The following is a 26,337-nucleotide window of genomic DNA, read 5'->3' as shown; positions in this document are numbered from 1 at the left end:
TACTACTTTGTAGCGATAGTTTTTTTGATTAAATCTTCACCAATAGTTCTATCAGAGTAGAATTCTGGATAAATTTTACTTACTTTAGTTCTCCAAGCTTCTCTTTGCTCGTCAGTTAAAGTATGGATTTTTAATTTTCCAGTATTTTTTGCATACTCTTTAATTTTTTCTAATTGAGAATCATTTAACTCTTGTGCGAATTGTCTTTCTTTAGCTGTAGCTTCTTTCATCGCTTGTTTTACATTTGCTTGTAAATCAGCTGGTAAAGACTTCCAAAATCTTTTTGACATTACAACTAAGTAACCTAAGTAACCGTGGTTAGAAATAGTTAAGTCAGTTTGAACTTCATGGAATTTTTTAGTATAAATGTTAGAAATTGTATTTTCTTGTCCATCAATAACACCTTGTTGTAATCCTGAGTAAACTTCAGAAAATGGCATCATTTGTGGGTTTGCATTTACTGCATGAAATTGTGCTTCTAATACTTTTGAAGACATAATTCTAAATTTTTGACCCTCAGCATCTTTTGGCTCAATTAAAGCTTTAGTTGATGAAGATAATTGTTTAAATCCATTATCCCAGAAGTCTAAAGCAACAATACCTTTAGCTGTAACTTTATCTTTTAATGCTTGTCCTACTTCACCATCTTGAACTCTATGTAAGTGGTCAATATCTTTGAAAAGGAATGGTAAGTCAAATATTGCTAAGTTTGGAACAATTTTCCCAAATTTAGAAAATGAAGGTGCTGCCATTTGTACAGAATTTAATCTTAATGCTTTTAATACTGCATTATCCTTATATAACTGTGATGATGGGTAAACTTGAACATCAATTTTACCACCTGATAACTCTTCTAATCTCTTTTCAAAGAAATCTGCTGCTTTACCCTTTGGTGTATTTGGGCTAACTACGTGTGAGAACTTTAAAGTATACTCAGCTGCTAATCCTGAAGTTGCAAGCATTGCTGCTGCAATAGTTCCTAGTACTAATTTTTTCATATCATTTCTCCTTAATTAATTTGATATAAGAAAATTATAGTAAAAACTTATGTCACAATTATGTACAATTGTGTAAATTTGAAAACTTATTATTACTTATTATATAACATTAGAATTTGTAATTAAGTTTAAAATAAGTAATACAGTTTGTACTACAAAAAGTAGTGTTTTCTAAGTTGCACAAAAGTCACAAAAAAGTTTCATAAAGTTATTCTAGCCACCATATTATCAATGCTCTTAAAAATGACACTTTTTTTAAGTGGAAATTAAAGTCAAATATTTCTTAACCATTTTTTAAACAATATTAGAGTACTATATCCCACTTTTCTTAGGAATATAAAAGATTAAAATAAAGGAAAATGATGGGTTGTAATTTAGACTTACTAACTTCTTTTAAAGACAACTGTGGTTTTGGTCTTGTTGCAGATATGAAGAACAGACCAAGTCATAAGAATTTAGAAGATGCAATAACTTCACTAGAAAGAATGATGCACAGAGGTGCAGTGGCAGCCGATGGTAAAACTGGAGATGGTTCAGGTTTACTTTTATCTATGCCAGATGAATTTATGAGAAAAATAGCTTCTCAAAATGGTATTGATTTACCTGAAAAATACGCAGTTGCTATGATTTTTACAAAAGATTTACAAGACATAGATACTTTTAAAGAGTTCTGTGAAACAAACGACTTAAAAGTTGTGTTAACTAGAGATGTTCCAGTTGATACTGAAGCACTAGGACAACAAGCTTTAGAGACATTACCGCATATTATTCAAGTATTTGTTACTCCAAATACTTTAATGTCATCAAAGAGATTTGATGCAATGTTATACATGACAAGAAAAGAGTGTGAACACAAACTAATAGATAAGAAAGATTTTTATATTCCTACATTCTCATCTACGGTGATTGCGTATAAAGGGCTTGTTATGCCTACGCATATCAAAAGGTTTTATGTTGATTTAAGAGATGAAGATTTTAAAATCTCATTCTCATTATTTCACCAAAGATTCTCTACAAATACATTACCTCAATGGAGATTAGCACAACCATTTAGAGCCATTGCTCATAATGGTGAGATTAACTCAGTGGAAGCAAATAGATTTAATGTAAAAGTAAAATCAGAAAAAATTAAATCTGAAATATTCTCTGATGAAGAGATAAAAAGACTTTTACCTATTTTACAAGAAGGGTCATCAGATTCTGCTTCTTTAGATAATATGTTTGAATTTATGTTAGCAAATGGTGTTGACTTTTTTAAAGCTGCAAGATCATTAGTTCCTGCACCTTGGCAAAATGCACCTCATATGGATTCTGATTTAAGAGCTTTCTATGAGTATACAGCTACTGCAATGGAAGCTTGGGATGGACCAGCAGCAGTATCTTTAACTGATGGTAGACATATTGGATGTTTAATTGACAGAAATGGTCTAAGACCATCTAAATATGTAATCACAAAAGATGATAAATTATATATTACTTCTGAATATGGTACATTAAAGATTGATGAAGACAATATTTTAGAAAGAGGAAGATTACAATCAGGACAAATGATTGGACTTGACCTTAAACATGGTAAAATCTTAAAAGAAGAAGATATTAACAATTACTTAAAATCATCACAACACTATGCTAAATGGTTAAATGATGATATGGATTACTTACAAGAGTATATTGAAGATTCATTCTTAAATACATCTGATTATAAATTAGAAGATTTAGAAAAGAAACAAAAATATTTCAATATCACTTATGAAGCAATTGATCAAATGATTGAACCAATGGCTAAAGAAGGTAAAGAACCAGTTGGTTCTATGGGTGATGACACACCAATGGCATGTTTCTCAAAAGTAAATAGAAATTTTACAGATTTCTTTAAGCAAAAATTTGCACAAGTAACAAATCCTCCAATTGATCCATATAGAGAAAAAGTTGTAATGTCTTTAGAGACTGGATTTGGTAAAGTTCAAAATGTTTTAGTTGAAAAACCAGAAGATGCAAAGAGAATTAAAGTTGCAAGTCCAATTTTAATGAAAGAAAAGTTTGATGTATTATTCTCATTTGGTGATGAAAATTCTCCAAGATATGATGAATACTACAAAAACAAAACTTTTTCAACTACTTTTAAAACTGATTTAAGAGAAGCATTACAAGCCTTAGCTTCAAATGTTGTAAAAGCAGTTAAGGAAGATGGTGTTTCTATTGTATTTTTAGATGATAGAGATATTAATGATAGTTGTAAACTAATTCCTATGGCAATGGCTGTTGGTTATGTAAATCAAGCATTGTTAAAAGCAAAAGTTAGACACTGTGTTTCTATTGTTCCTGTAACAGGGGAAGTTTATGATCCACATATGGCTGCTGTAATGTTAGGATTTGGTGCAACTGCTATGTATCCATACATGATGTATGCAACTACTGTAGCTTTATTTGAAAGACAAGAAGTTTCTAAGTATGAAATGCAAAGATTACTTAAAAATACTCAAAAAGCTTTAAATGCAGGTCTACTAAAAATCATGTCTAAAATGGGTATTTCTACTGTTGCTTCATATAGAAACTCTTCATTATTTGATGCTATTGGATTATCAGATGAAATCGTTACAGATTGTTTCCCTGATGCATATTCTGAATTAGCTGGACTTGGATATGAGGATATTGAGCAGAGAGTTGAAAAATCTCACTTAAATGCATTCCATGATGATAACCATATGTTCCCACTTGATTTAGGTGGTTTCTACAAATACTTAAATGGTGGTGAATATCATGATTATGGTCCTGCTACTACAAGAGCTATGCATAATAAATCAGCAACTTCAAAAGAAGAAATTACTGATTTTGATGGGCTAAAAAGTTTAGTTCAAAACAGAGATAAAAAATTTATTAGAGACTTTTTAGAGTTCAATTCTGATAGAAAAGCAATTTCTATTGATGAAGTAGAATCTAAAGAAGAAATCTTCAAAAGATTTGCATCAGCTGCAATGTCATGTGGTTCTATTTCACCAGAAGCTCACGAAGCATTAGCACAAGCTATGAATACAATTGGTGGTTCTTCAAACTCAGGTGAGGGTGGAGAAGATCCAGCAAGGTTTAATACACTAAAGAACTCTAAGATTAAGCAAATTGCATCTGGTAGATTTGGTGTAACTCCTGGATACTTAAGAAGTGCAGAAGAATTACAAATTAAAGTTGCACAAGGTGCAAAACCAGGTGAAGGTGGACAATTACCAGGACATAAAGTAACAAACCTTATTGCTACTTTAAGACATACAGTTCCTGGTGTTACACTAATTTCACCACCACCACATCATGATATTTATTCAATTGAAGATTTAGCTCAATTAATTTTTGACTTAAAGCAAATTAATCCAATGGCAAAAATCACAGTTAAATTAGTATCTTCTGTAGGTGTAGGAACAATTGCAGCTGGTGTTGCAAAAGCTTATGCTGATAAGATTATTATTTCAGGTGGAGATGGTGGTACAGGTGCTGCTCCATTAACATCTATTAAACATGCAGGTAATGCTTGGGAAATGGGACTTTCAGAAGCTCATAATGCCTTAAAAGCTAATAACTTAAGAACTTCTGTTCATGTACAAACTGATGGTGGTTTAAAAACTGGTCTTGATGTTGTAAAAGCAGCTTTATTAGGTGCTGAATCTTACGCATTTGGTACAGCTGCATTAACACTTCTTGGATGTAAAATTTTAAGAATTTGTCATACAAACAAATGTTCTGTTGGTGTTGCTACTCAAGATGAAGATTTAAGAGGACACTTTACAGGTACTGTTGAAAGACTTATTTCTTACTTTACTTATATTGCAGAAGAAGTAAGAGAAATTCTTGCTGAACTTGGATATAAAACAATGGAAGAGATTGTTGGTAGAGCTGATTTATTAAAAGTTATTGATGATGAGTTTGCACAAAAATTTGACTTCCAAAATATTTTAAGAAGAATTGATGGTGTTGATACTTGTCAAAAAGAATCAAATGAGCCATTTGATGATAATAAATATGAAAAAGAACTATTAAAGAAAGTTCATAGAACTATTGAAAATCCAAATACTCCTGTGAAAGTTAATACTGAAATTTCTAACTTAAACAGATCATTTGGTGCGTTGATCTCAGGTGAGATTGCAAGATATTATGGAGATAAAGGTTTACCTGAAAACTCAATTAATATCAATTTAGCAGGTATTGCAGGTCAATCATTTGGTGCTTTCCTTTCAACAGGTATGAACTTAACATTAACTGGTGCAGCTAATGATTACGTTGGTAAGGGAATGAATGGTGGTAAAATTATTATCAATCCTCCACACCAAGGTCAAGAATTCGCAGGTGCTGGTAATACATGTCTTTATGGAGCTACTGGTGGTAAACTTTATGTTAGAGCTGCTGTAGGTGAGAGATTTGGTGTTAGAAACTCAGGATGTGTTGCTGTAGTTGAAGGTACTGGTGATAATGCTTGTGAATATATGACAGGTGGTATTGTAGTGATTCTTGGAAATACAGGAATTAACTTTGGTGCTGGTATGACAGGTGGTTTATCATTTGTTTATGATCCAGAAAAAACATTTGTTGATAAAATGAACCAAGAGTTAATTGAAGCTGTTAGAATTGATACAGATGATACAGAAAGAGAAAGATTATACTTAAAAAGATTACTTTTAGATTATGTACATGAAACTGAAAGTGAAGCTGCTGAGAAAATCTTAGGAAACTTTAGAGCAGAAATTAGAAACTTCTGGATGGTAAAACCTAAAAATATGACAGTATTACCATTAGATCCGGACAAGGGAGATTAATAAAAATGTTAAACTTTACAAAATTTGAAAGAATTAACCCTGAAAAAAGAGATGTACTTCAAAGACTAAAAGATTTTAATGAAATCTATGAAGTATTTGGAAAACAAAGAGCAAAAGAACAATCTGATAGATGTATGCAGTGTGGGGATCCATACTGTCATACAGGATGTCCATTAGGAAACTTTATTCCTGCATGGTTAAAACAAACAGCAACTAAGAATCATGATTTAGCATTTGCTTTATCAAATGAAACATCTCCTTTCCCAGAGATTTTAGGAAGAATTTGTCCTCAAGATGTACTTTGTGAGGGTGCTTGTTCTTTAAATACTGGACATGGTGCTATTTCAATTGGTGCAATTGAAACTCATATTTCAGAAACTGCTTTTGCAAAGGGATTAAAACCTAAATTTACTGATAAAAAAGTAGATAAAAAAGTAGCTGTAGTTGGTTCTGGACCTTCTGGTATTTCTGCTGCTACTTTCCTTTTAAGAAAAGGTTATGAAGTTGAAATGTTCGAAAGAGAAGATAGAGCTGGTGGATTATTAATGTATGGAATCCCTGGCTTCAAACTTGATAAAACAACAGTTGACAGAAGAATGAATTGGCTAATTGATGCAGGTATGAAACTTCACTTAAATTGTGAAGTTGGAAAAGATGTATCTGTTAAAGATTTAGAAGAAAACTTTGATGCAATTTATCTTGGTACTGGTGCAAAAGATGGTAGATACACTGGTATGGATGGTGAAAAAGATGCTTCAAATGTACATTTAGCAATGGACTTTTTAACTGGAATTCAAAAAAGAAATTTAGGAACAAAAGTTGATTTTATTGATGTAAAAGATAAAAACGTAGTTGTAATTGGTGGTGGAGATACTGCTATGGACTGTGTTAGAACATCAGTAAGAGAAAAAGCTAAATCTGTAAAATGTCTTTATAGAAGAGATGAAGTAAATATGCCTGGTTCTAAAAAAGAAGTTGTAAATGCTAAAGAAGAGGGTGTTGAATATGTATTTAACGTGTCACCTAAATCTTTAAAAATTACAGGTGATAAAGTTACTGCTATTGAGTTATTAACTACTTCTATGTCAGATCCTGATGAATCAGGAAGACAAAGAGTTGTTATTAATGAAGGTACAGAATACTTTGAAGAAGCAGATGTAGTGATTCTTGCATTAGGGTTCTCTCCTGAAAAACCACAATTCTTAAAAGAGTTAAATGTTGAAACTAACTCATGGGGTGGAGTAGAGACTACTAATTACCAAACTTCAAATGAAAAGGTTTATGCAGGTGGAGATTGCCAAAGAGGTGCTCACCTTGCTGTAACAGCTGCTCTTGATGGTAGAGAAGCTGCAAAAGCTATCGTAGAAAAACTTTCATAATGAATAAAACTATTACAGAAGCTTATAAAGAAAACTTTATAAACTCTGTAATAGAAGCTAATAAAGAACTATACAACTACTTACATTATAATTTAAAAGAAAAAGATTTACAATACTCTAATACAATTGGTTATGGAGGAGACAACTCCTTAAATATTGATTTATATGCAGAAGAAATTTTTATTAAATATCTAAAAAAATTTGGAAACATTTATTCCGAAGAGTGTGGTTTCATAGATTTTAATAAAGACTTCACAATTATAATTGACCCTATTGATGGAAGTGATAACTTCTGTGCCAATTTAGAATACTATGGAAGTTCTGTGGCCTTAAAATATAAAGATGAAATAATTGCTGGTTTTGTATGTAATTTAGCAACAGGAAATTTAATATATAAAGCTTTTTATTTTGATATAAAAGAGTTTAATATTACAGGTAAAAAAGTTTTAAAAAGAGATGGTTTTGATAAGTTTGGGATTTTTGAGCGTGCTTATAAGTACCCTAAAATTTCACAAAAATTGCAAGAAAGTAGTATTAAATTTAGATCATTAGGTGCAGCAGCTGTTTCTTTAGCATTTTCAAAAAACTACGATTTTGTATTGTTTGTAGGGCAAATTAGAGAGTTTGATATTGCAGCTTCTTTATATATTTGTAACGAACAAAATATTTATAAAAGTGAAGATTTTTTGCTTATATCTAAAAATAAACAAAAAGTTGAGCTAATTAAAGAAATTATAAACAATAATAGGTTATAACTCCAAGATAATATTTTAAAACTAGGGATTGGTGTTTATATGTCTTTAATTATTACTGATGAATGTATCGCATGTGATGCATGTAGAGATGAGTGTCCAAATTATGCAATTGAAGAGGGAGATCCAATATATTTAATCGACTCTGATAGATGTACTGAATGTGTTGGTCACTTTGAGGAACCACAATGTATCGAGGTTTGTCCAGTTGATTGTATTATAATTGACCCAGACAATCAAGAGACAATGGAAGAGTTAAAGTTCAAGTATGAACAAATAGCGGAAGAAGAAGCCTAATGGCAAAGATTACAACTATTATAGATATTGGGTCTAACTCAATGCGTATGGTTGTATTGGAAAAAAGCAGTAGATTTGCTTTTAACCTAATCAATGAAACTAAAAGTAGAGTTAAAATTTCGGAGGGTTGTTACGAAAACGGTGGCAATCTTCAAGAAATTCCTATGCAAAGAGCTTATGAGTCTTTAAAATCTTTTTTAAATATATCTAACTCATTAAAATCAAGAAAAATCATATGTGTTGCTACTTCTGCATTAAGAGATGCTCCAAATGCAAAAACTTTTATAACTAGAATAAGAAATGATTTTGGTTTAAATATAAAAGTTATTGATGGTGAAAAAGAAGCCTTTTACGGTGGTATTGCTGCATCAAACTTAATACATGATGATGATTTTGTAACTGTTGATATTGGTGGAGGTTCTACTGAATTTTCATTTGTACGAAATGGAGCGATTTTAAAATCAATTTCATTAAATATTGGAACAGTTAGAATGAAAGAATTGTACTTTAATAAAAATGATATTAAAGGTGCAAAAAAATATATCTTAGATAATTTAAAAGAGCTTTTTGATTTAAATACAAATATTCCAAGTGTTGCTGTTGGTATTGGTGGAAGCATTAGAGCATTATCAAAAATCATAATGCAAAAAAATGAATATCCACTTGATATTATTCATGGTTATAAATACAGCGTGGAAAATGAACTTAATCATTTAGATTTAATTGTAAATGCAAAAACAAATAAAGATCTTAAAAACTTAGGTGTTAAAAAAGATAGGTTCGATACTATAAAAGAGGGAACTTTTATATTTAAAACTATTTTAGAAGAGCTAAGTATTAAAAAAGTAATAACATCAGGTGCAGGTGTTAGAGAAGGTGTTTATCTTTGTGATTTACTAAGATCTACTAAGAATAAGTTTCCAGCAAACTATAATGTAAGTGTGAGAAGTTTATTAGATAGATTTCAAATTGATCAAAGACAAAGTGCTTATTTTGGTTCAAATGCAGCTAAAATTTATGATGCTTTAAAGCCACTTCACAAACTTGATGATAAGTTTAGACAACTTTTAATAATCGCTTCTAAACTTCATACAATTGGTAGTTCTTTAAACTTCTATAAGTCAAATGATAATGCTTTTGATTTTATCCTAAATGGATTAAATTATGATTTTCAACATAGTTCAAGGGTTATTATTGCTCACACAATTAAGTATTCTAAAAAGTCATTGCCAAGTAAAAGTGATTTGGAAACTTTTAAAGAGTTATTACCTAAAACTTCCGATATGAAATGGATGTCATTTATGATTGCTTTAAATCTTGCTGTTAATGAGGATTTATCAAGACCAAATGTAGAATATCAATTAGACGATGAGACTTTAAAAATCAAATTAGAAAATAAATCATTTATGATTGCTTCAAATATTGATAAATTAGAGTTACCAAAGAGTTTAAATTTAGAGTTATTATAAATGAAAAAGTTTATTTATCAGATATTTCTTTTCTTAGTATTTTTACTAAGAAAAAGCCCTAAAGTATTAAGAAGAGGTTTTTTCAAATTTATTGCTAATACAGCTTATTTATTTGCTTCAAATACTAATAGAATTATAAAAACTAATCTTGATTTAGTATTTGATGGGAAAATTGAAGAAAAAGAGTTAAAAGAAATTCAAAAGTACTCTTACTTTAATATGGTTTTATGGGTTCAATCGCTAATTGAAAATCTTGATGCAAGTGATGAGGAACTTAAAAAAACTGTAAAAATTGAAAATGAAGAAATTCTTACTAAATTAAAAGAAGAAAAAAAGCCTATAATTTTAATATCAGCTCACTATGGAAACATGGAAATGCTTAGCTGTTATTTAAATAAGTTTGTAACATCTATTCATCAAGTAGCTAGGCAATCTAACTTTAAAGAAATGGATGATTTTATAGTAAATGCTAGGGAAAAATCAGGTGCAAAGATTATCTTTCGATCAGGGGCTGTTAAAAAACTAGTAAAAGCTTTGATGAAAAAAGAAGTTGTATCTTTGATTATTGATCAAAACATTAATTCAAAAGACGGTACAGAAGTTGAGTTTTTGGGTAAAAAGGCTTATCAAACAAGTACATCTGCACTACTTGCTAGAAAATTTAATGCTTATGTTGTTCCTGTAGCTATTTTTAATGAAGAGAACTATAATTACACAATCAAAGTATATAATCCTATAGAGCCAATTAAAACTGATGATGAAGAAAAAGATTTAATGGCCTCTTGTCAGTTGCATGCTAACGCAATATCTGATATAATACTTTCAGATAAAAAACAATGGTTCTGGCCTCATAAAAGATTTAAAAGCCACTATAGAGAGATATATGAAAAGAATTTTAATAATAAGTGATGGTAAACCAGGTCACTTAAACCAGTCAATTGCCTTTTGCAAAATAAAAAATATAAGTTATGATATTGTTGAAGTAAAATTTAAAACAAAACTACATAAAGCAATGTCTTATTTTTTTGATAGAATAAACCATTATACTGACGAACTGTTTGAAGATTATAGAAAATATTACTATGAATTTTATGATGCAGTTGTAAGTACTGGATCTAGTACTTACTATTTTAATAAATTTATAAGTAAAACTCAAAATAAAAAATCAGTAGTTTTAATGCTTCCAAAAGGATACAAATACGTTAATTTTGACTATATAATAGCTCAAGAACATGATAAAGCTCCAAAACTAGACAATATTTTAGAAGTACCTTTAAATTTATCATACAGCAAAGCTAAAAATATTTTAGAAAAAAATGAAGAAAAAAATGCTGTTGGTATAATAATAGGTGGAAACAATTCAGTATTTACTTTAGATGTTGATGATTTAAGAGATGAGTTAAACAAAATATTTGAAGAAAGTACAAATAGTTTAAAGTACATTACTACAAGTGCAAGAACACCTTTTGAAGTTGATGGATTGATAGATGAATATGAGTTTGATTATAAACTTATATATTCAAGAGAACCTGAAATAAACCCTGTTTATGATTTTATTAATGTTTGTGATGAATTATATATCACACAAGATTCAACATCAATGCTAAGTGAAGCACGAGCTAATACAGATGCAAAAATAAATATAATAAATTTAAAATCTAAAAAAGAGAATACAAAATATCATAGACTTGTGGAAAAAGTATCTAGTATGAATAAAAAAGTAGATTTTGAAAAACTTTTAGAAAGAGTGGAAATTTAATATAGAAAATTTTAAGGTAGTTCAAGTTTTACCTGAGTTAAATGAAGGTGGAGTTGAAAGAGGAACAGTTGAATCTAGTAGAGAATATGTAAAAAAAGGAATAGAATCTATTGTAATAAGCAATGGAGGAAAACTTCTACCTCAAATAGAAACTGATGGTGGAAAACACTATACTTTTGATGTTTGCAGTAAAAATATATTTACACTTCTTTCAAGAGTCGCTTCTTTAAAAAAGATATTAAAAGATATAAACCCTGATATTATTCATGTGCGAAGTAGAGTACCTGCATGGCTTGTGTATTTTGCAAAGAAAAATCTAAAAGCTAAAATAGTAAGTACTGTTCATGGTTTTAATAGTGTTGGTTTTTACAGCTCGATTATGACAAAAGCAGATCATGTGATTTGTGTAAGTAATTCTATAAAAGAGTATATTCAATCTAACTATAAAGTGTCAGATGAAATGATCACTGTGATACCAAGAGGTATAGATACAAAACTTTTTAATAAAAATAACCTTGATAAGAACTTTATTGAAAACTTCAAAATAGAGCATGATTTAAAAGATAAATTTATAGTGTCAATTATAGGAAGAGTTACCCAACTAAAAGATTATGAAACATTTATAAAAGCAATTTCTGAAGTAAAAAAAAGTAAAAAAAATATAAAAGCTATAATTGTTGGTGGTGTTAGAGAAGATAAACAAGACTATTTTAACTCATTAAAAGAATTAATAAAAGAATTGAATTTAAAAGAAAATATCAGTTTTACAGGAAGTCAAAGTAAAATAGCTGAAGTTTATGACATAAGTGATGTAGTTGTAAGTAGTTCAAAAAAACCAGAAAGCTTCGGAAGAGCAGTAGCAGAAGCAATAGCTTTAAATACACCAGTAGTTGCAACAAATCATGGTGGGGTAAAAGATATAATAATAGAAAATGAAAATGGGTTTTTCTTTGAAATAGGTGATGTAAAAGAATTAAGTAAAAAAATAATAAAATGTGAACAATTAAACTTTGATGGTTTAAATTATATAAAGAATAACTTTTCTTTAGAAAATATGATTGAAAAGACTATTTACGTATATAAAGGAGTATATTATTAAAACAATATTAATTGAAAAAAATAAAAGTTTCATTTTTAAGATTTTATTAGTACTTTGGATAATGTCAATACCATTTAAAAATGCTATTTTCCAAGGTTCTATGGCTTTGATTATACTTTTCTTTATCTATTCTTTATTTAAACATAAAGATTACTCTATTTTAATAGAGAACTTAAGAAAAGTTAGATACCTATCTATAGGATTTTTTTTAATTGTTTTTTCAATGATATTATCAAATTTAGTCAATCCTGAAAACTTAAGTGAGAAGTCATGGCATACTACTTTTATGTTTGTCATTAGATATGGTTTGATTTTTGTTTGTTTAGCATATTTTTATAAAAAAAAGTATTTCGAAGAAAAATTTGTTAAAATTCTCGTATATAGCTCATTAACTTATTTAGCTTTATTAGGTTTGTATGAGCTGATTTTAAACCCTTCTATTTTAAATGGAATTGGTATTCATGGTACTTTAAACAATAGAAACTCTTTTGGCTTACATATGGGGATGGGAGTTGTTTTAAGTGCAATTCTTTTTACGTATAATAAAAAAGTAGCAGTTATACTATTTTCTATATTTACATTTCTTATGATATTTTCATTCTCAAGATCTTCTTGGGTTGCTAGTTTTGCATCTATATTTGTATTGATGGTATTTAACTACAGAGAAATAAAAATGAATCATATATTATATATATTTGGTTTTATAGGGCTGCTTTTAGCAGTTTATTTTTCTTCTGATTCTCTTCAAATGAGATTTTCTCAATTACTTGAGGGATATTCAAGTCATAGAACTACTATCTGGCTACATACTATTGAATTTATAAAGTTAAATCCAATCATTGGATACGGTATAGATTCTTGGGCAAGTTTACCAAATACTTATTTAAATAAATTTCCTGACCCTCATAACATGGTTTTAGAAATATTATTATATACAGGCTTAATTGGCTTCTTCTTTTGTTTTTTTACTATTTTTATAATTTTAAAAGAAATAGTTAAAAGTAAGAATTGTCTTTATCTTTCTGTTTCAATTTATTTTTTAGTTATTACACAATTTGATTTTGGAGCTTTTTTTACAAAAGAAATATTAAGCTTTTTAACAATTTTTGTTTTTCTAATTTATAGTAAAAAATTTAAGGAAGAATAGTGGAACTTTATTTATGGCTCTTTATATTAGTATTTATTTGTTTTATGGTTTTTTCTATTAGATTTAAATGGTGGAAAAAAAATATTTCGTACTCTCATCCTAGAGTTTTGATGTATCATATGATTTCAAGTCATTTACCAAAAAAACAATCTAAATTTAATAGGTTAAGGGTAAAACCAGAAGAGTTTGAAAAACAGCTAATTTGGTTAAAAAAAAATAATTTCAAAAGCTTTACACTAAGTGAATTAGTTTCTTTGAAAGAAATTCCAGAAAAAGCTGTAGTTATAACTTTTGATGATGGTTATGAAGATAATTTTACTAATGCATTTCCATTATTAAAGAAATATGATTTTAAAGCAACTATTTATATAGTTTTGAATAGATTTAATAAAGATTGGGCAACTGATAAAGATTTAAAAGTAAGTTCAGATGAATTGAATAATGAAAAAATGCTAAGTAATAAACAAATTGAAGAATTAATTAAAAGTGGATTAATTGAGATTGGTTCACATACTTTAGATCATGTAAATTTACCTGAATCAAATATAAATGAAAAAAAACAACAACTTTTAAAATCGAAAGAACAAATAGAAGACTTATTTAAAATTAGTTGTACTTCATTTGCTTATCCTTTTGGTTTTCATGATGAAAAGGATGTGAGTCTAGTTGAAGAATTAAACTATTCAAATGCAACTACAACTTATAATTCAGTTTATGATAAAAAACTATTTTTAAAATATAAAATTCCTAGAATTATGATAAGTGGTAGACAAGGTATCTTAGCGTTTATCTTAAAAATAAAAAAAGGAAGAGTAAGATGAAAATTTGTTACTTTTCTTGCTCTTCAAAATTTGGTGGTATAGAAAAAATAGTAGTTGATACATTAAATGAATTAGTAAAAACCAATGATTGTTTACTTATCGTACCTTTTGGTTGTGAATTTAAGTATAAACTTAATAAGAAAATAGAGGTTTATGAATATAAATCTCATGATAAAAGATATAATCCTTTTTTATACCTTGAAATTATAGAAAATATCAAAGATTGTGATATTGTTCATACTCATGGTGCAAAGGCGACTCAAATAAGCTATGTTTTGAGTAAGTTTATTTCCTTTAATCATATTGCAACAAAACATAATAGTAGAAAAGGTAAAATATTTAATAAAGTTAAAAATGTGATTAGTGTTTCCAAAAAAGTTTCAAAAACAATAACTCACAATAGTAAAGTTATTTATTTTGGACTTGATTATAAAGAACAAAACTCACAACAAAACTCAAAATTCACAATGGTAGCAGTTGGAAGACTTGATCCTATTAAAGGGTTTGATAATTTAATAAATGAGTTATCAAAATTAGATTTTGATTTTGAGCTTAATATTATTGGTGAAGGAACTCAAAAGTCTCAGCTTAATGAATTAATAAAAAGTAAAAATTTAGAAGACAAAATTAAATTGATTGGCTTTAAAGATAATATACCTAGTTATTTATTAAACTCTAATATTCAATTAATTTCTTCTTTAAGTGAAGGTTTACCTATTACATTAATGGAAGGTTTACTGTATAGTCCTGTGATTATATCAACTCCTGTTGGTGGTATTGTTGAAGTTTTAGACAAGGATTATTTGCTTAATATAGAAGAGTTCCCTAAAAAGATAAATGATATATATATAAATTTTGAAAGTGAAAAGAAGAACTTTTCTATTAAACATGAAAAGATTAAAAAAAGTTTCGATAAAGTAAATTATATAAATAGTTTAATGAAGTATTATAAAGGTATATTAGATGAAAAAACATCTTAAAATTGTTCACTGTGGAATATTTAATGAAAAAGACAATGGAAACTTTTTTTATGGTTTAGAGAGAAAAATAAGTCATGGCTTTATTCAAAATGGACATTTTGTTTATAATTTTAGTTATAGAGATATAGAAAGAAATAACAGAACCTTAGGGATTAAAGATAGCGGCTTGAAAAAGATGAATTTATTTTTGTTAGAGGTATGTAAAAATATAGACGCTGATATTTTAGTTTTAGCTAAAGCTGAAAAGATTTTTAAAAGTACTATAGAAACTATTAAAAAAGCTCTTCCAAATATAAAAGTAATACAGTGGTATGTTGATCACTTAGAAGAAAAAAAAGAATTTTTTGAAAAATTAGATTGTATGGATGCTTTTTTTTATGCAAATGCGAAAGAATTAAAAAATCTTTCTTTAAAATATACAGACACAATATTCTCTTTTTTCCCAAACATCTCAGATCCAGCTTTTGACAAAAGTTTAAATTATGAGAAAACAACTGACGTATTATATATCGCAAGAGATTATAAAGAAGATGTTAGAACCAAATTTGCATTATTACTAAAAGAGTTTTGTGAGAAGGAAGATATAAGGCTGAACGTTTTCGCATCTTTAGGAAAGCCAGCTATTTTTGGAAATGATTTTCATAAGGAAATAGCTAAGTCTAAAATTGCTATTAATTTTAATAGAGATGATCATTTAAATGAAGTAAATCAAGAAAAGGTGCTAGGAGCTTCTGATAGAATGGCACAATTCTTAGGTTCAAAGGTTTGTACATTCTCTCCTAGAATAAATGGTTTTGAAAAGCTATATGAAGATGAAAAAGATTTAATATATTTTGATTCTCCCAAAGATTGTTTTGAAAAGATAAAAAAAACTTTACAAAATGAGAGGTATTTAGAAATTGCTCAAAATGGTCAAAATAAGACATTTGATATTGCTAATACAAAAAGAGTTACAAATTTTATGCTAGAAGTTTTATTTAATAGCTCAAAGCACAATAGCTATGAATGGGCTGAATATAAATATAAAAAAGGAAAAAATTTATGAGAATATTACATACACTACATTGGGTTCAGTTTGCAGGGACTGAAAAAGTTTGTGTTGATTTATGTAATGAATTTTCTAATGAAAATGAAATCTTTTTATTGTCTAGCAAAGAAATTAAATCATATATAAATGATAAGATAAATCTAATTGAAATAGATTTTGAAAAGAATAGATACAATCCAATATTTTTGTATACAATTGCAAAGATAATAAAAAATGTTAATCCTGATATTATACATGTACATAATACTAAAGAGCTTGAGATTATGCATAATGCAAAAATATTTCTTGATAATAATGTACCTATCGTTGGAACACGACATAATCCTGTAATTAAAAAGAAATTTGCATTAGCTGATTTAGGAGTAGCTGTTTCTGATGAAACAAGATTATATACTAATGCAAAAAAAAATATCACAATTTTAAATGGAATCCCTGTTAAAGAAGCTGTTGATTTTGAGAAAATTGATAAATTTAAAATTATTGCCGTTGGTCGCTTAGCTCCTGTAAAAGGTTTTGATAACTTAATAAAAGCTCTTTCTTTAGTGAACTTTGATTATGAACTTACTATTTTAGGTGAGGGTGAACAAAAAGAGGAGTTAGAAAAGTTAATAAAAGAATTAAATCTTGAGGAAAAAGTTTTCTTAAAAGGATTTGTGGGTAATGTACATGATTATATATATAATAGTGACTTACAAGTAATTTCTTCTATCGAAGAAGGCCTATCTTTAGCTTTAATTGAAGCGATATTTTATTCGAAGGTTCTTCTTGCATCAGATATTGCAAATCATAAAGAAATGTTAGGAGATAAACTTGTTTTTGATAATACAGTTGAAGATTTATCTAAAAAGATTAAATCAATTTATGAAAACTATTCAGATTATGAAAAAGAATTTAAGAAATTAAAAGACAGAAAAGATGAATTCTCTATTGAAAAAATGGCAAGTAATTATATGGATGCATATAAATCTTTATTAAAAGTGTAATAATGACTACTTATATAATAATTACCGTAATACTTTTTGTAAGTTTATCTTTAAGATATAACTGGTGGAGAAAAACTCATAATTTAAATAAAGCTAGAATTTTGATGTACCATAGTATTAGTGAACATAAGATAAATGAAAAACATAATAAATGGAGAATTAAAACAAAAGATTTTGATAAACAAATGAAATGGTTTTATGATAATGCTTGGAGTTCCTATACTATTTCAGAGCTAACATCTTTAAGTGGTATTCCTGAAAAGTCTTTTGTAATTACTTTTGATGATGGCTTTGAAGATAATTATATTAATGCTTTTCCTATATTAAAAAAGTATAATTTTAAAGCAACTATTTATCTCGTACCTTTACAAAATGAAAATCATTGGGAAAAAGATAATACAAGTTATTTATCAAAGCTTTTAGATGAAAATCAAATAAAAGATATGTTATCTTCAAATTTAATAGAGTTTGGTTCTCACACTTTATCTCATAAAAATTTATTAAGAATTGAAAAGCTTGAAGATTTAGAAAAAGAAATCTTTCTTTCGAAACAAAGAGTCGAAGAGCTTACAAAAACTGAATGTAAAGCTTTTGCTTATCCTTATGGTAAATTTGATGATAGAATCATAAATATTGTGAAAAAAGCAGGCTATAAAAATGCTACTGTTGTAAAAAGAGGTTTGTTTGATAAAACAGATGATGTTTTTGCTATTAATAGATTAGGTATTTTAGGTACTGAAAGTTTTATTGATTTTCTTTTAAAAATTTTTAAAGTTAGGAATAAATTATGATAAAAGCTTCTGTTTATATAATTTGCAAAGACGAAGAAAAACATATCAAAAGAGTTTTAGAAAGTGTAAAAGATTTTGATGAAATAATTGTTGTTGATAGTGGAAGTACAGATAAAACTTTAGAAATAGCAAAAAATTATACTAATAAAATTTTTCATCAAGAGTGGCTTGGATTCTCAAAACAAAAACAATATGCGAAAAATTTATGTTCAAATAAATGGGTTTTAAACCTTGACGCTGATGAGGAACTTACAATTGAATTAAAAAAAGAAATACAAGATACAATCAGTCAAGATCAAATTGATGGATTAGATATAAAAATTTCAAGTATGTATTTAGGAAAATTTAATAATAAGAAATCTAAATTTAATAGAAGAGTAAGATTTTTTAAAAAAGAAAAAGGTAATTATGAAGATAAATTAGTACATGAATCAATAAAAATTGATGGAAAAATAAAAAATGCTTCAGGTTTTATTTATGATTATGGAATAGTCGATTTATCTACACATCTTTTAAAGATTAATAATTATTCATCTTTAAGAGCAAAAGAGAAAAATAATAAAAACAAAAAATCTTCTTTAATCAAACTTATTTTAGTCATGCCTTTAGCTTTTATAAAATCTTATATATTAAAAAGAAACTTTTTAAATGGAAGAAGAGGTTTTATATCTTCTACTAATAATGCTTATTATGCATTTTTAAAAGAATCTAAGCTTTATGAATTAGAAGAAAAGAGATAAATCAATGAAATCAAAAATACACTCAATCCTAATATATCCACTGCTAACTTTATTCGCATACTTGTTAAAAGGAAGTAAAGAAAATTATGATGATTTTTTAAGTGATAATTTAAATAAGCTAAAAAATTTAGAACTCTTAGAAATAAATTCACAAAAAGATAGAAACAATTTTTTTGATGATATAAAATATTTTTTTGATAAAAAATCACCTTTATATGACAAAACATTTGTAAATATTTATGTTGATTTAGAAAAAACACCTGAGTCTAAATCTTATGGTTTATATGATTTTTCCAAATTTATTAGCATGTATTACTCTTCTTCTATGTTAAGTTCAAGAATTACAAATGACAACTTATACATAAAACTTATTTTTGATAAAAAAAGTTTAAATGAAGAATGTTTAAATAATTTATTAAGATATATGTTTTTAGTTTATGCTTCAAGAAAGGTTGATTTTTTATATCTTGATAAAAGTACTTTTTCAAAAAAAGCTTTAGAAATAATCAATAATTTCGAAGATAAATTAAATAGTTCAAAATTTGTAAAATTTTCTAAGTCAAAAGATTTATATGTTTTAACTTGTGAAAAAAAGAAAGAGAAATTTGATATTATCTGGTCTAGTTCAAAAAGAGAGATTGACTTAACAGACTTTAATAGAGTTTTTGATAAGTTTGGTCAAGAATTAAAAAGTGATATAAAAATTACAAATAGTCCAATATATGCTTATCATTAAAATAAAGAGTTTAAATGAATCAAATATCAATATCTTATAAAACTAAAAACAATCTAATAGAGGCTTTATTAAAGCAAGATAATGTTTCAGAAGTTCAAAATAGTGGAATTTTAAAAAAACTATCTTTTTTCAATAAAGAGTATTCAGATGTATATTTTCATTCTGGAACTTTAGATGAAAAAAGTAAAGATGAAATACTCCATTCTAAAAAAGTTGTTGTTAATTCAAAAAGTCTGAAAAAAGAAATTATTAGGTCAATACCTGATCTTGAGTCATCAAAGCTTGAGTGTATTTATCCAAGTGTAGACATAAACTATGAAAAACCTAAACTTATAAAGAAAAAGGTTTGTGATACCTTAGATATAGACTCAAAAAAAAGAATTATTTTATTTACTGCTAAAAACTTCAAGAATTCAGGTGTAAAAGAGTTTATTGAAACTTTATTTACATTAAATGAACAAAATGTTTTAGGGCTAATAGCAGGAGATAAAAGACAGATAAATGCTTTGAAGTTTCAAATATCAAAATTCAATTATTCATCAAAATTGCTTTTAGTAGAAGATTATGAAAATATTGATGAGCTTTTTTTAGCTTCTGATATATTTTTCTTACCTACATATAACAACTACTTTGCTTCAAATGTTTTAAAAGCCATGTATTGTAAAAATGTAGTATTTACAACAGCAAACAATCATGCTAGTGAGTTGATTGATGTTTTCTCTACTATGGAAAATCCAAATGATAGATCGGCATCTTTTAAAATAGATGCAGTTCTTATGGAAAAAGAGGAAATGAAAAAAATTAAAAAAGATAATAGAAAACTAGCCAAAAAGTTTGCATTGGATATTAATTTAAAAAGAGTAAATGAAATTATCGATAGTTTAAATAAGATTTAAGATTAATAGGATAAAATACGCAAATATTTTTCACTATATAAGGAAGACAAATGTCAAGAAGATGTGCAATATCAGGAAAAGGACCTATGGTTGGAAACAACGTAAGTCACGCTAAAAACAGAACAAAAAAGAGATTTTTACCAAACTTAAGAACTGTTAGAGTTACTTTAGAAGATGGTACAACTAAAAAAATCAGAATCTCAGCTAAAGAGTTAAGAACTCTTAAAAAACACTCATAAGAGAGCACTAGAAAAGTGCTTTCATGAGCATCTTTAGAAGAATCAAAAAAGCCCTTGGCTGGGAAATTCGAACAGTCAAACCAGAATACGACTTAAATCCATTAATATACTCACAATTAAAACCATTTAGATTACCATTTGTATTAGTTCAAATCATTATGATGATTGGTACACTTGGATATATTATCATTGATGACTTTTCAATTTTAGACGCAATATTTCAAACAGGTATTACATTTACAACTGTTGGATTTGGAGAAATTGCTCCTATTTCACCTGCAGGTAGATTTTTTACTATTACACTTATTATATTTGGTTTTGCAGTATTTACACTTTCTACTGCTGTTTTAATTGATACTGTTGTTAAAGGAAGGTTGTTTGACCTATATAAGGAAAGAAGTATGTTATATAAGATTGCAAGACTTAGAAGACATTTTGTTATTTTCTATCATAATGAGTATACTTCACAGTTAGCAAAACAGTTTAGGGAAAATCATATTCCTTTCGTTGTTGTTGATCCAAGTGAGGATATTGAACAGATTGCCAAAGAGAATGGCTATCCATATTTTGTAAAAGAAGAACCTTATAAAGAGGTTGCTTTTTTAAAGTCTCACTTAAGTTCTGCAAAAGGTGCAATATCTTTATCAAAGAATATTTCAGACAATATTACTTTAATTGCATCAGTAAGGCTTTATGAAAAAGAGCTTGGAAGAAGTCCTTTCTTAATCATTTCAAATGCAGAAACACAAAATGAAAAAATTAGACTTAAAAAACTTGGAGCGGATAAAGTTGTTGCCACTCCATCTTTAATGGCAAAAAGAGTATCTGCAATGGCTATTAGACCAGATATGGAAAACGTACTTGATGAGTTTTTATATAAAAGAGACACTCCTATTGATATGGAAGAAGTATATGTAAAAGAAGAGTCTTGGGTCGTAAATAGAGAAATTAAAGACTTGCATTTAAGAGATAGGCTAAAGGTTTCAGTTATAGGTATTACTGAGAAGAAAGGTAAGTTTATTCAAATGCCAAGGGGAACTATACTTATTAGTGCCAATTGTAAACTACTGCTAGTTGGTTCACAAAAAGGTATTTCAAGAGCAAAAAGAATAATAAATTTAAAAGAGAAACCAGAGGATATATAGATGTTTACAATATTACCAATAAAAGGTCATATAGATCAAATAGATGGCTTTAACTGTGATGGAATAAGTGCAGGACTTAAACCAAATGGCAATAATGATTTAGGTTTTATTTATACAAATGAACCTTGCGATGTTCAAGCAGTTTTTACAGAAAACAGATTTCAAGCTGCACCATTAAAACACTATTTACAATATGAAGAAGGTTTTAAAACAAACTTTGTACTTATTAACTCAAAAAATGCAAATGCATTAACTGGGAAAAAAGGTATTGAAGATATAAATACTATTTTTTCATCATTAAGTTTTGATTTAGTAAACCCAATTATGAGTAGTACAGGAGTAATAGGAAATCCTTTACCAATTGATAAGATTGTAAAAGGTGCTAATTCTTTTGACTTAAATGCTAAAAGTGGTGAGAACCTAGCAAGAGCAATTATGACAACTGATGCTTATGAAAAAAGTTGTATGTATGAAGTAAAACTTGAAGATGGTAGTTCGTTTAAAATAGGTGCTGTAGCAAAAGGTGCAGGGATGATAAACCCAAACCTAGCAACTATGCTTTGTTTTATTTGTACAGATGCAGCAGTTCCTTTAAATGATATGAAAGAAGCATTAGAAGTAAATAGTGAAACAACATTTAATGCAATATCAGTAGATGGAGATACATCAACAAATGATACAGTAATGCTTCTAGCAAATAAAAAATCAAATACTTATGATAAAGAAGCATTTATTGAAGCTGTAAGATTGGTAATGCATGATATGGCGATGTTAATGGTAGCAGATGGTGAGGGAGCTAAAAAAGCAGTTGCATTTGAAGTTAGAAATGCAGCCTCAAAAGAAGAAGCACAAAAAGCAGCAAAAGCATTATCAAACTCATTACTTGTAAAAACAGCACTGTTTGGAGAAGATCCAAACTTTGGAAGAATTGCATCAACAATAGGAGCATCAAAAGTAATAAGTGATGAAGAAAAACTAGTAATATCATATAATGATGTTGTAGTTTATGATAAAGGTGAACTTTGCTTTGATGAAGAACAAGAAGCAAAAGCAGCAAAAGTACTAGGAAATGATAAGTTTAAAGTTATTTGTGATTTAGGAGTAGGGGAGTATAGTTTTACAGCGTATGGATGTGACTTAGGTTATGAGTACGTAAAGATTAATGCTGATTACAGAACTTAAAATACAATAACTTCTGAAGTGACTAGATGTCACTTCAGTACGTACGAAAACGTAAAGATTAATGCTGATTACAGAACTTAAAATATAAATTTAAATTCTCTTAAGTTCAAGGGGTGTATAATCATTTTATAAACCAATATATAGGATGTAAAATGTTTCATGAATATAGAGATCTAATCGCAGAGTTAAAACAAAAAGATGCACATTTCCACAAATTATTTGATAAACATAATGATTTGGATGAAGAGATTATGGAAATGGAAAAAAGTCATGCAGATCAATTTGATGTTGAAGCAAAGAAAAAAGAGAAATTAAAACTAAAAGATGATGTTTATAATATGATCATTAAATATAAAAGTGAAAAAGCATAAATAACTTTTATTAAACAAAAAAGAGACTATACTAGGTCTCTTTTTCTTCAAAAATAACTTACTCAACTTGCCCTAAGCACACTTTGGATAAAATATCTAAATTTTATATTACAAAGGCCTTTTTTTATGGAAAACCTTTTTGAAAACCAAGATATTATTGACATAAATATTGAAGATTCAGTTAAAGCTTCATATTTAGATTATTCAATGAGTGTTATTATTGGTAGAGCACTACCTGATGCAAAAGATGGATTAAAACCAGTTCACAGAAGAATTTTATATGCGATGCATGATTTAAATATTTCTTCGAAGTCTGCATATAAGAAATCTGCAAGAATCGTTGGAGATGTTATTGGTAAGTATCACCCTCATGGTGATAGCTCAGTTTATGATGCACTAGTTAGAATGGCGCAAGATTTCTCAATGAGAGCTCCTTTAGTTGATGGACAAGGTAACTTCGGTTCAATTGATGGTGATAACGCAGCAGCAATGAGATATACAGAAGCTAGAATGACTAAAATATCTGAAGAGGTTTTAAGAGATATTGATAAAGATACTATTAATTATACTCAAAACTATGATGATACATTAAAAGAACCAACTGTTTTACCTACAAGAGTTCCAACACTATTATTAAATGGTAGTGAGGGTATTGCAGTTGGTATGGCTACTAAAATTCCACCGCATAATTTAAATGAATTATTAAATGCCGTTTTACATACAATTGACAATCCAGAATCAACAGCTGAGGATTTAATGCAATTTATTCAAGGTCCAGATTTTCCAACAGGTGGTACTATCTTTGGAAGAAGAGGAATTATTGATGCATATAAAACAGGACGTGGAAGAGTTAAGATAAGAGCTAAGCATCATATCGAAACAAAAGGTAAAAAAGAAGTAATCGTTTTAGATGAACTACCATATCAAGTAAATAAATCAAGACTTATTGAGCAAATAGCTACACTTGCTAAAGATAAACAAATTGAAGGTATTTCAGAAGTTAGAGATGAATCTGATAGAGACGGTATTAGAGTTGTTATTGAACTTAAAAAAGATGCTATGGGTGAGATTGTATTAAATAACCTTTATAAATCTACTCCAATGGAAACTACATTTGGTATTATTCTTTTAGCCGTTCATAACAAAGAACCAAAGGTATTTAATTTACCTCAAATTTTAAATATTTTCTTAGCTCATAGAAAAACTGTAATTATTAGAAGAACAATCTTTGATTTAGAAAAAGCAAAAGCTAGAGCTCATATTTTAGAAGGTTTAAAAATTGCTTTAGATAATATTGATGAAGTTGTTCAAATTATTAGATCATCTGCAAATGATGGTGAAGCAAAAGAGAAGCTTCAAGATAGATTTGGACTTTCAACAATTCAATCTCAAGCTATTTTAGATATGAGATTAGGAAGACTTACAGGTCTTCAAAGAGATAAGCTTGAAGCTGAATATCAAGAGCTATTAGCTTTAATTGCAGAATTAGAAGCAATCTTAAAATCAGAAGATAAGTTAAATGAAATTATCAAAGAAGAGTTAATTGAAATTAAAGACAAATATTCTGATGAAAGAAGAACAGAAATCGAAGATTCATATGATGAAATCGATATGGAAGATTTAATTCCAAATGAGCCAATGGTAGTTACTATTACTCACAATGGATATGTAAAAAGAGTTCCAATTAAGTCTTATGAAAAACAAAGAAGAGGTGGTAAAGGTAAAGTAGCTGTTACTACTCATGATGATGACTTTATTGAGAAGTTCTTTGTTTCAAATACTCATGATACTTTAATGTTTGTTACAAACATGGGGCAATTATATTGGTTAAAAGTTTATAGAATTCCTGAGGGAAGTAGAACTGCAAAAGGTAAAGCAGTTGTTAACTTAATTAACTTAAGACCTGATGAAAAAATCATGGCTATTATTCCAACTGATGACTTTGATGAATCTAAATCATTAGCATTCTTTACTAAGAATGGTATTGTAAAAAGAACATCATTATCAGAGTTTAGTAATATAAGATCAAATGGTGTAAGAGCAATTGTTCTTGATGATTTAGATGAAATTGTAACTGCAAAGATTACAAATGTTGAGTCTGAATATATTATGATATTTACAAGTTTAGGTCAATGTATTAGATTTGAAATTGATAAAACAAGAGAACAAGGTAGATCAACAAGAGGTGTAAGAGGTATTAAGTTTAAACATGATACTGATTATGTAGTTGATGCAGATGTTATTGATAATGTAGAGCAAGAGTTATTAACTGTATCTGAAAAAGGTATTGGAAAAAGAACACTTGTAGAAGAGTACAGACTTACAAATAGAGCAGGTTCTGGTGTTATATCAATGAAATTATCACAAAAAACTGGAAGCGTTATTGGTGAAGTTTTAGTTGATGAAAGTATGGACTTAATGGCTTTAACATCTATTGGTAAGATGATTAGAGTTGATATGCAAACAATTAGAAAAGCAGGAAGAAATACATCAGGTGTTATCATTGTAAATGTTGATAAAGGTGATAAAGTAGTATCAATTGCAAAATGTCCAAAACAAGATGAAGAAATTGAAGTTGATGAAAACGGAAATGTAATAAGATACAATGAAGATGGAGAAATAATTGAAGAGATTGCAGTTGAAGATAAAAGTCAACAACAATCACAATCATTAAAAGACAATCTAGAAGAAAAAAAGGAAGATTAA

Annotated in this window: 23 protein-coding genes; 22 read left to right on the top strand and 1 reads right to left on the bottom strand. The window is 28.0% G+C overall.

Going from position 1 to position 26,337, the window contains the following annotated elements; all coding sequences use genetic code 11:
• Nucleotides 1–2: 2 nt before the first annotated feature.
• Entirely contained in the window at nt 3–998 is a 996-nt protein-coding gene (locus NJU99_RS10470; protein ID WP_254575864.1) for a TRAP transporter substrate-binding protein, read from the bottom strand.
• 362 nt (nt 999–1,360) lie between these two features.
• On the opposite strand from NJU99_RS10470, the gene gltB reads away from it, so the two are divergent.
• The 22 genes from gltB to gyrA all read left to right on the top strand — a co-directional run bounded on the left by gltB (nt 1,361) and on the right by gyrA (nt 26,337).
• A complete protein-coding gene (gene gltB, locus NJU99_RS10465) occupies nt 1,361–5,797 on the top strand; it encodes a glutamate synthase large subunit (RefSeq protein WP_254575863.1) in 4,437 nt (1,478 codons plus the stop codon).
• A 5-nt stretch (nt 5,798–5,802) separates the two neighbouring features.
• Complete coding sequence (locus tag NJU99_RS10460) at nt 5,803–7,176, top strand: glutamate synthase subunit beta (protein WP_254575862.1); 1,374 nt, start codon at nt 5,803–5,805, stop codon at nt 7,174–7,176.
• Entirely contained in the window at nt 7,176–7,931 is a 756-nt protein-coding gene (locus NJU99_RS10455; protein ID WP_254575861.1) for an inositol monophosphatase family protein, read from the top strand. The genes NJU99_RS10460 and NJU99_RS10455 overlap by 1 nt, the downstream gene beginning before the upstream one ends.
• Nucleotides 7,932–7,970: 39 nt before the next feature.
• Nucleotides 7,971–8,225 (top strand): YfhL family 4Fe-4S dicluster ferredoxin, encoded by a 255-nt coding sequence (locus NJU99_RS10450; protein ID WP_254575860.1) that lies wholly within the window; start codon nt 7,971–7,973, stop codon nt 8,223–8,225.
• The gene (locus NJU99_RS10445; protein WP_254575859.1) at nt 8,225–9,694 is read left to right on the top strand and encodes a Ppx/GppA phosphatase family protein; all 1,470 of its coding nucleotides are present in this window, start codon (nt 8,225–8,227) and stop codon (nt 9,692–9,694) included. Before NJU99_RS10450 ends, NJU99_RS10445 begins: the two co-directional genes overlap by 1 nt.
• Complete coding sequence (locus NJU99_RS10440; protein ID WP_254575858.1) at nt 9,695–10,603, top strand: LpxL/LpxP family acyltransferase; 909 nt, start codon at nt 9,695–9,697, stop codon at nt 10,601–10,603.
• Nucleotides 10,578–11,453, top strand: a complete 876-nt coding sequence (locus NJU99_RS10435; protein WP_254575857.1) for an ELM1/GtrOC1 family putative glycosyltransferase — start codon at nt 10,578–10,580, stop codon at nt 11,451–11,453. Before NJU99_RS10440 ends, NJU99_RS10435 begins: the two co-directional genes overlap by 26 nt.
• Before the next feature lies 1 nt (nt 11,454).
• Nucleotides 11,455–12,552 (top strand): glycosyltransferase family 4 protein, encoded by a 1,098-nt coding sequence (locus NJU99_RS10430; protein WP_283256449.1) that lies wholly within the window; start codon nt 11,455–11,457, stop codon nt 12,550–12,552.
• Between the two features lie 61 nt (nt 12,553–12,613).
• Nucleotides 12,614–13,699 carry an O-antigen ligase family protein gene (locus NJU99_RS10425; RefSeq protein WP_254575856.1) on the top strand — a complete coding sequence of 362 codons (1,086 nt, stop codon included), beginning with the start codon at nt 12,614–12,616 and terminating at the stop codon, nt 13,697–13,699.
• The gene (locus NJU99_RS10420; RefSeq protein ID WP_254575855.1) at nt 13,699–14,520 is read left to right on the top strand and encodes a polysaccharide deacetylase family protein; all 822 of its coding nucleotides are present in this window, start codon (nt 13,699–13,701) and stop codon (nt 14,518–14,520) included. The genes NJU99_RS10425 and NJU99_RS10420 overlap by 1 nt, the downstream gene beginning before the upstream one ends.
• A complete protein-coding gene (locus tag NJU99_RS10415) occupies nt 14,517–15,500 on the top strand; it encodes a glycosyltransferase (protein ID WP_254575854.1) in 984 nt (327 codons plus the stop codon). The genes NJU99_RS10420 and NJU99_RS10415 overlap by 4 nt, the downstream gene beginning before the upstream one ends.
• Nucleotides 15,484–16,545: a glycosyltransferase family protein gene (locus tag NJU99_RS10410; RefSeq protein ID WP_254575853.1), complete on the top strand. Its 1,062-nt coding sequence runs from the start codon at nt 15,484–15,486 to the stop codon at nt 16,543–16,545. Before NJU99_RS10415 ends, NJU99_RS10410 begins: the two co-directional genes overlap by 17 nt.
• Complete coding sequence (locus tag NJU99_RS10405) at nt 16,542–17,531, top strand: glycosyltransferase (protein WP_254575852.1); 990 nt, start codon at nt 16,542–16,544, stop codon at nt 17,529–17,531. Before NJU99_RS10410 ends, NJU99_RS10405 begins: the two co-directional genes overlap by 4 nt.
• A 2-nt stretch (nt 17,532–17,533) precedes the next feature.
• The gene (locus NJU99_RS10400; protein ID WP_254575851.1) at nt 17,534–18,322 is read left to right on the top strand and encodes a polysaccharide deacetylase family protein; all 789 of its coding nucleotides are present in this window, start codon (nt 17,534–17,536) and stop codon (nt 18,320–18,322) included.
• Nucleotides 18,319–19,062 carry a glycosyltransferase family 2 protein gene (locus NJU99_RS10395; RefSeq protein WP_254575850.1) on the top strand — a complete coding sequence of 248 codons (744 nt, stop codon included), beginning with the start codon at nt 18,319–18,321 and terminating at the stop codon, nt 19,060–19,062. The genes NJU99_RS10400 and NJU99_RS10395 overlap by 4 nt, the downstream gene beginning before the upstream one ends.
• Before the next feature lie 4 nt (nt 19,063–19,066).
• Complete coding sequence (locus NJU99_RS10390) at nt 19,067–19,798, top strand: hypothetical protein (RefSeq protein WP_254575849.1); 732 nt, start codon at nt 19,067–19,069, stop codon at nt 19,796–19,798.
• Nucleotides 19,799–19,812: 14 nt separating this feature from the next.
• The gene (locus tag NJU99_RS10385; protein ID WP_254575848.1) at nt 19,813–20,694 is read left to right on the top strand and encodes a glycosyltransferase; all 882 of its coding nucleotides are present in this window, start codon (nt 19,813–19,815) and stop codon (nt 20,692–20,694) included.
• 50 nt (nt 20,695–20,744) lie between these two features.
• Nucleotides 20,745–20,933 (top strand): 50S ribosomal protein L28, encoded by a 189-nt coding sequence (rpmB, locus tag NJU99_RS10380; protein WP_254575847.1) that lies wholly within the window; start codon nt 20,745–20,747, stop codon nt 20,931–20,933.
• Between the two features lie 23 nt (nt 20,934–20,956).
• Nucleotides 20,957–22,078 carry a potassium channel family protein gene (locus NJU99_RS10375; RefSeq protein ID WP_254575846.1) on the top strand — a complete coding sequence of 374 codons (1,122 nt, stop codon included), beginning with the start codon at nt 20,957–20,959 and terminating at the stop codon, nt 22,076–22,078.
• Nucleotides 22,079–23,260 (top strand): bifunctional glutamate N-acetyltransferase/amino-acid acetyltransferase ArgJ, encoded by a 1,182-nt coding sequence (argJ, locus tag NJU99_RS10370; RefSeq protein ID WP_254575845.1) that lies wholly within the window; start codon nt 22,079–22,081, stop codon nt 23,258–23,260.
• Between the two features lie 152 nt (nt 23,261–23,412).
• Nucleotides 23,413–23,631, top strand: a complete 219-nt coding sequence (locus NJU99_RS10365) for an HP1242/YdcH family protein (RefSeq protein ID WP_254575844.1) — start codon at nt 23,413–23,415, stop codon at nt 23,629–23,631.
• Nucleotides 23,632–23,757: 126 nt separating this feature from the next.
• A complete protein-coding gene (gene gyrA / locus NJU99_RS10360) occupies nt 23,758–26,337 on the top strand; it encodes a DNA gyrase subunit A (RefSeq protein WP_254575843.1) in 2,580 nt (859 codons plus the stop codon).

This window comes from Arcobacter roscoffensis (assembly GCF_024267655.1).
Lineage (GTDB): Bacteria > Campylobacterota > Campylobacteria > Campylobacterales > Arcobacteraceae > Arcobacter_B > Arcobacter_B roscoffensis.
This window is presented reverse-complemented; position numbering and strand designations above follow the sequence as displayed.

What these genes read in the sequence shown, in the direction of transcription:
- NJU99_RS10470 (WP_254575864.1), bottom strand. Translation starts at nt 998, where the DNA reads ATGAAAAAATTAGTACTAGGAACTATTGCAGCAGCAATGCTTGCAACT.
- gltB (WP_254575863.1), top strand. Translation starts at nt 1,361, where the DNA reads ATGGGTTGTAATTTAGACTTACTAACTTCTTTTAAAGACAACTGTGGT.
- NJU99_RS10460 (WP_254575862.1), top strand. Translation starts at nt 5,803, where the DNA reads ATGTTAAACTTTACAAAATTTGAAAGAATTAACCCTGAAAAAAGAGAT.
- NJU99_RS10455 (WP_254575861.1), top strand. Translation starts at nt 7,176, where the DNA reads ATGAATAAAACTATTACAGAAGCTTATAAAGAAAACTTTATAAACTCT.
- NJU99_RS10450 (WP_254575860.1), top strand. Translation starts at nt 7,971, where the DNA reads ATGTCTTTAATTATTACTGATGAATGTATCGCATGTGATGCATGTAGA.
- NJU99_RS10445 (WP_254575859.1), top strand. Translation starts at nt 8,225, where the DNA reads ATGGCAAAGATTACAACTATTATAGATATTGGGTCTAACTCAATGCGT.
- NJU99_RS10440 (WP_254575858.1), top strand. Translation starts at nt 9,695, where the DNA reads ATGAAAAAGTTTATTTATCAGATATTTCTTTTCTTAGTATTTTTACTA.
- NJU99_RS10435 (WP_254575857.1), top strand. Translation starts at nt 10,578, where the DNA reads ATGAAAAGAATTTTAATAATAAGTGATGGTAAACCAGGTCACTTAAAC.
- NJU99_RS10425 (WP_254575856.1), top strand. Translation starts at nt 12,614, where the DNA reads ATGTCAATACCATTTAAAAATGCTATTTTCCAAGGTTCTATGGCTTTG.
- NJU99_RS10415 (WP_254575854.1), top strand. Translation starts at nt 14,517, where the DNA reads ATGAAAATTTGTTACTTTTCTTGCTCTTCAAAATTTGGTGGTATAGAA.
- NJU99_RS10410 (WP_254575853.1), top strand. Translation starts at nt 15,484, where the DNA reads ATGAAAAAACATCTTAAAATTGTTCACTGTGGAATATTTAATGAAAAA.
- NJU99_RS10405 (WP_254575852.1), top strand. Translation starts at nt 16,542, where the DNA reads ATGAGAATATTACATACACTACATTGGGTTCAGTTTGCAGGGACTGAA.
- NJU99_RS10400 (WP_254575851.1), top strand. Translation starts at nt 17,534, where the DNA reads ATGACTACTTATATAATAATTACCGTAATACTTTTTGTAAGTTTATCT.
- NJU99_RS10395 (WP_254575850.1), top strand. Translation starts at nt 18,319, where the DNA reads ATGATAAAAGCTTCTGTTTATATAATTTGCAAAGACGAAGAAAAACAT.
- NJU99_RS10390 (WP_254575849.1), top strand. Translation starts at nt 19,067, where the DNA reads ATGAAATCAAAAATACACTCAATCCTAATATATCCACTGCTAACTTTA.
- NJU99_RS10385 (WP_254575848.1), top strand. Translation starts at nt 19,813, where the DNA reads ATGAATCAAATATCAATATCTTATAAAACTAAAAACAATCTAATAGAG.
- rpmB (WP_254575847.1), top strand. Translation starts at nt 20,745, where the DNA reads ATGTCAAGAAGATGTGCAATATCAGGAAAAGGACCTATGGTTGGAAAC.
- NJU99_RS10375 (WP_254575846.1), top strand. Translation starts at nt 20,957, where the DNA reads ATGAGCATCTTTAGAAGAATCAAAAAAGCCCTTGGCTGGGAAATTCGA.
- argJ (WP_254575845.1), top strand. Translation starts at nt 22,079, where the DNA reads ATGTTTACAATATTACCAATAAAAGGTCATATAGATCAAATAGATGGC.
- NJU99_RS10365 (WP_254575844.1), top strand. Translation starts at nt 23,413, where the DNA reads ATGTTTCATGAATATAGAGATCTAATCGCAGAGTTAAAACAAAAAGAT.
- gyrA (WP_254575843.1), top strand. Translation starts at nt 23,758, where the DNA reads ATGGAAAACCTTTTTGAAAACCAAGATATTATTGACATAAATATTGAA.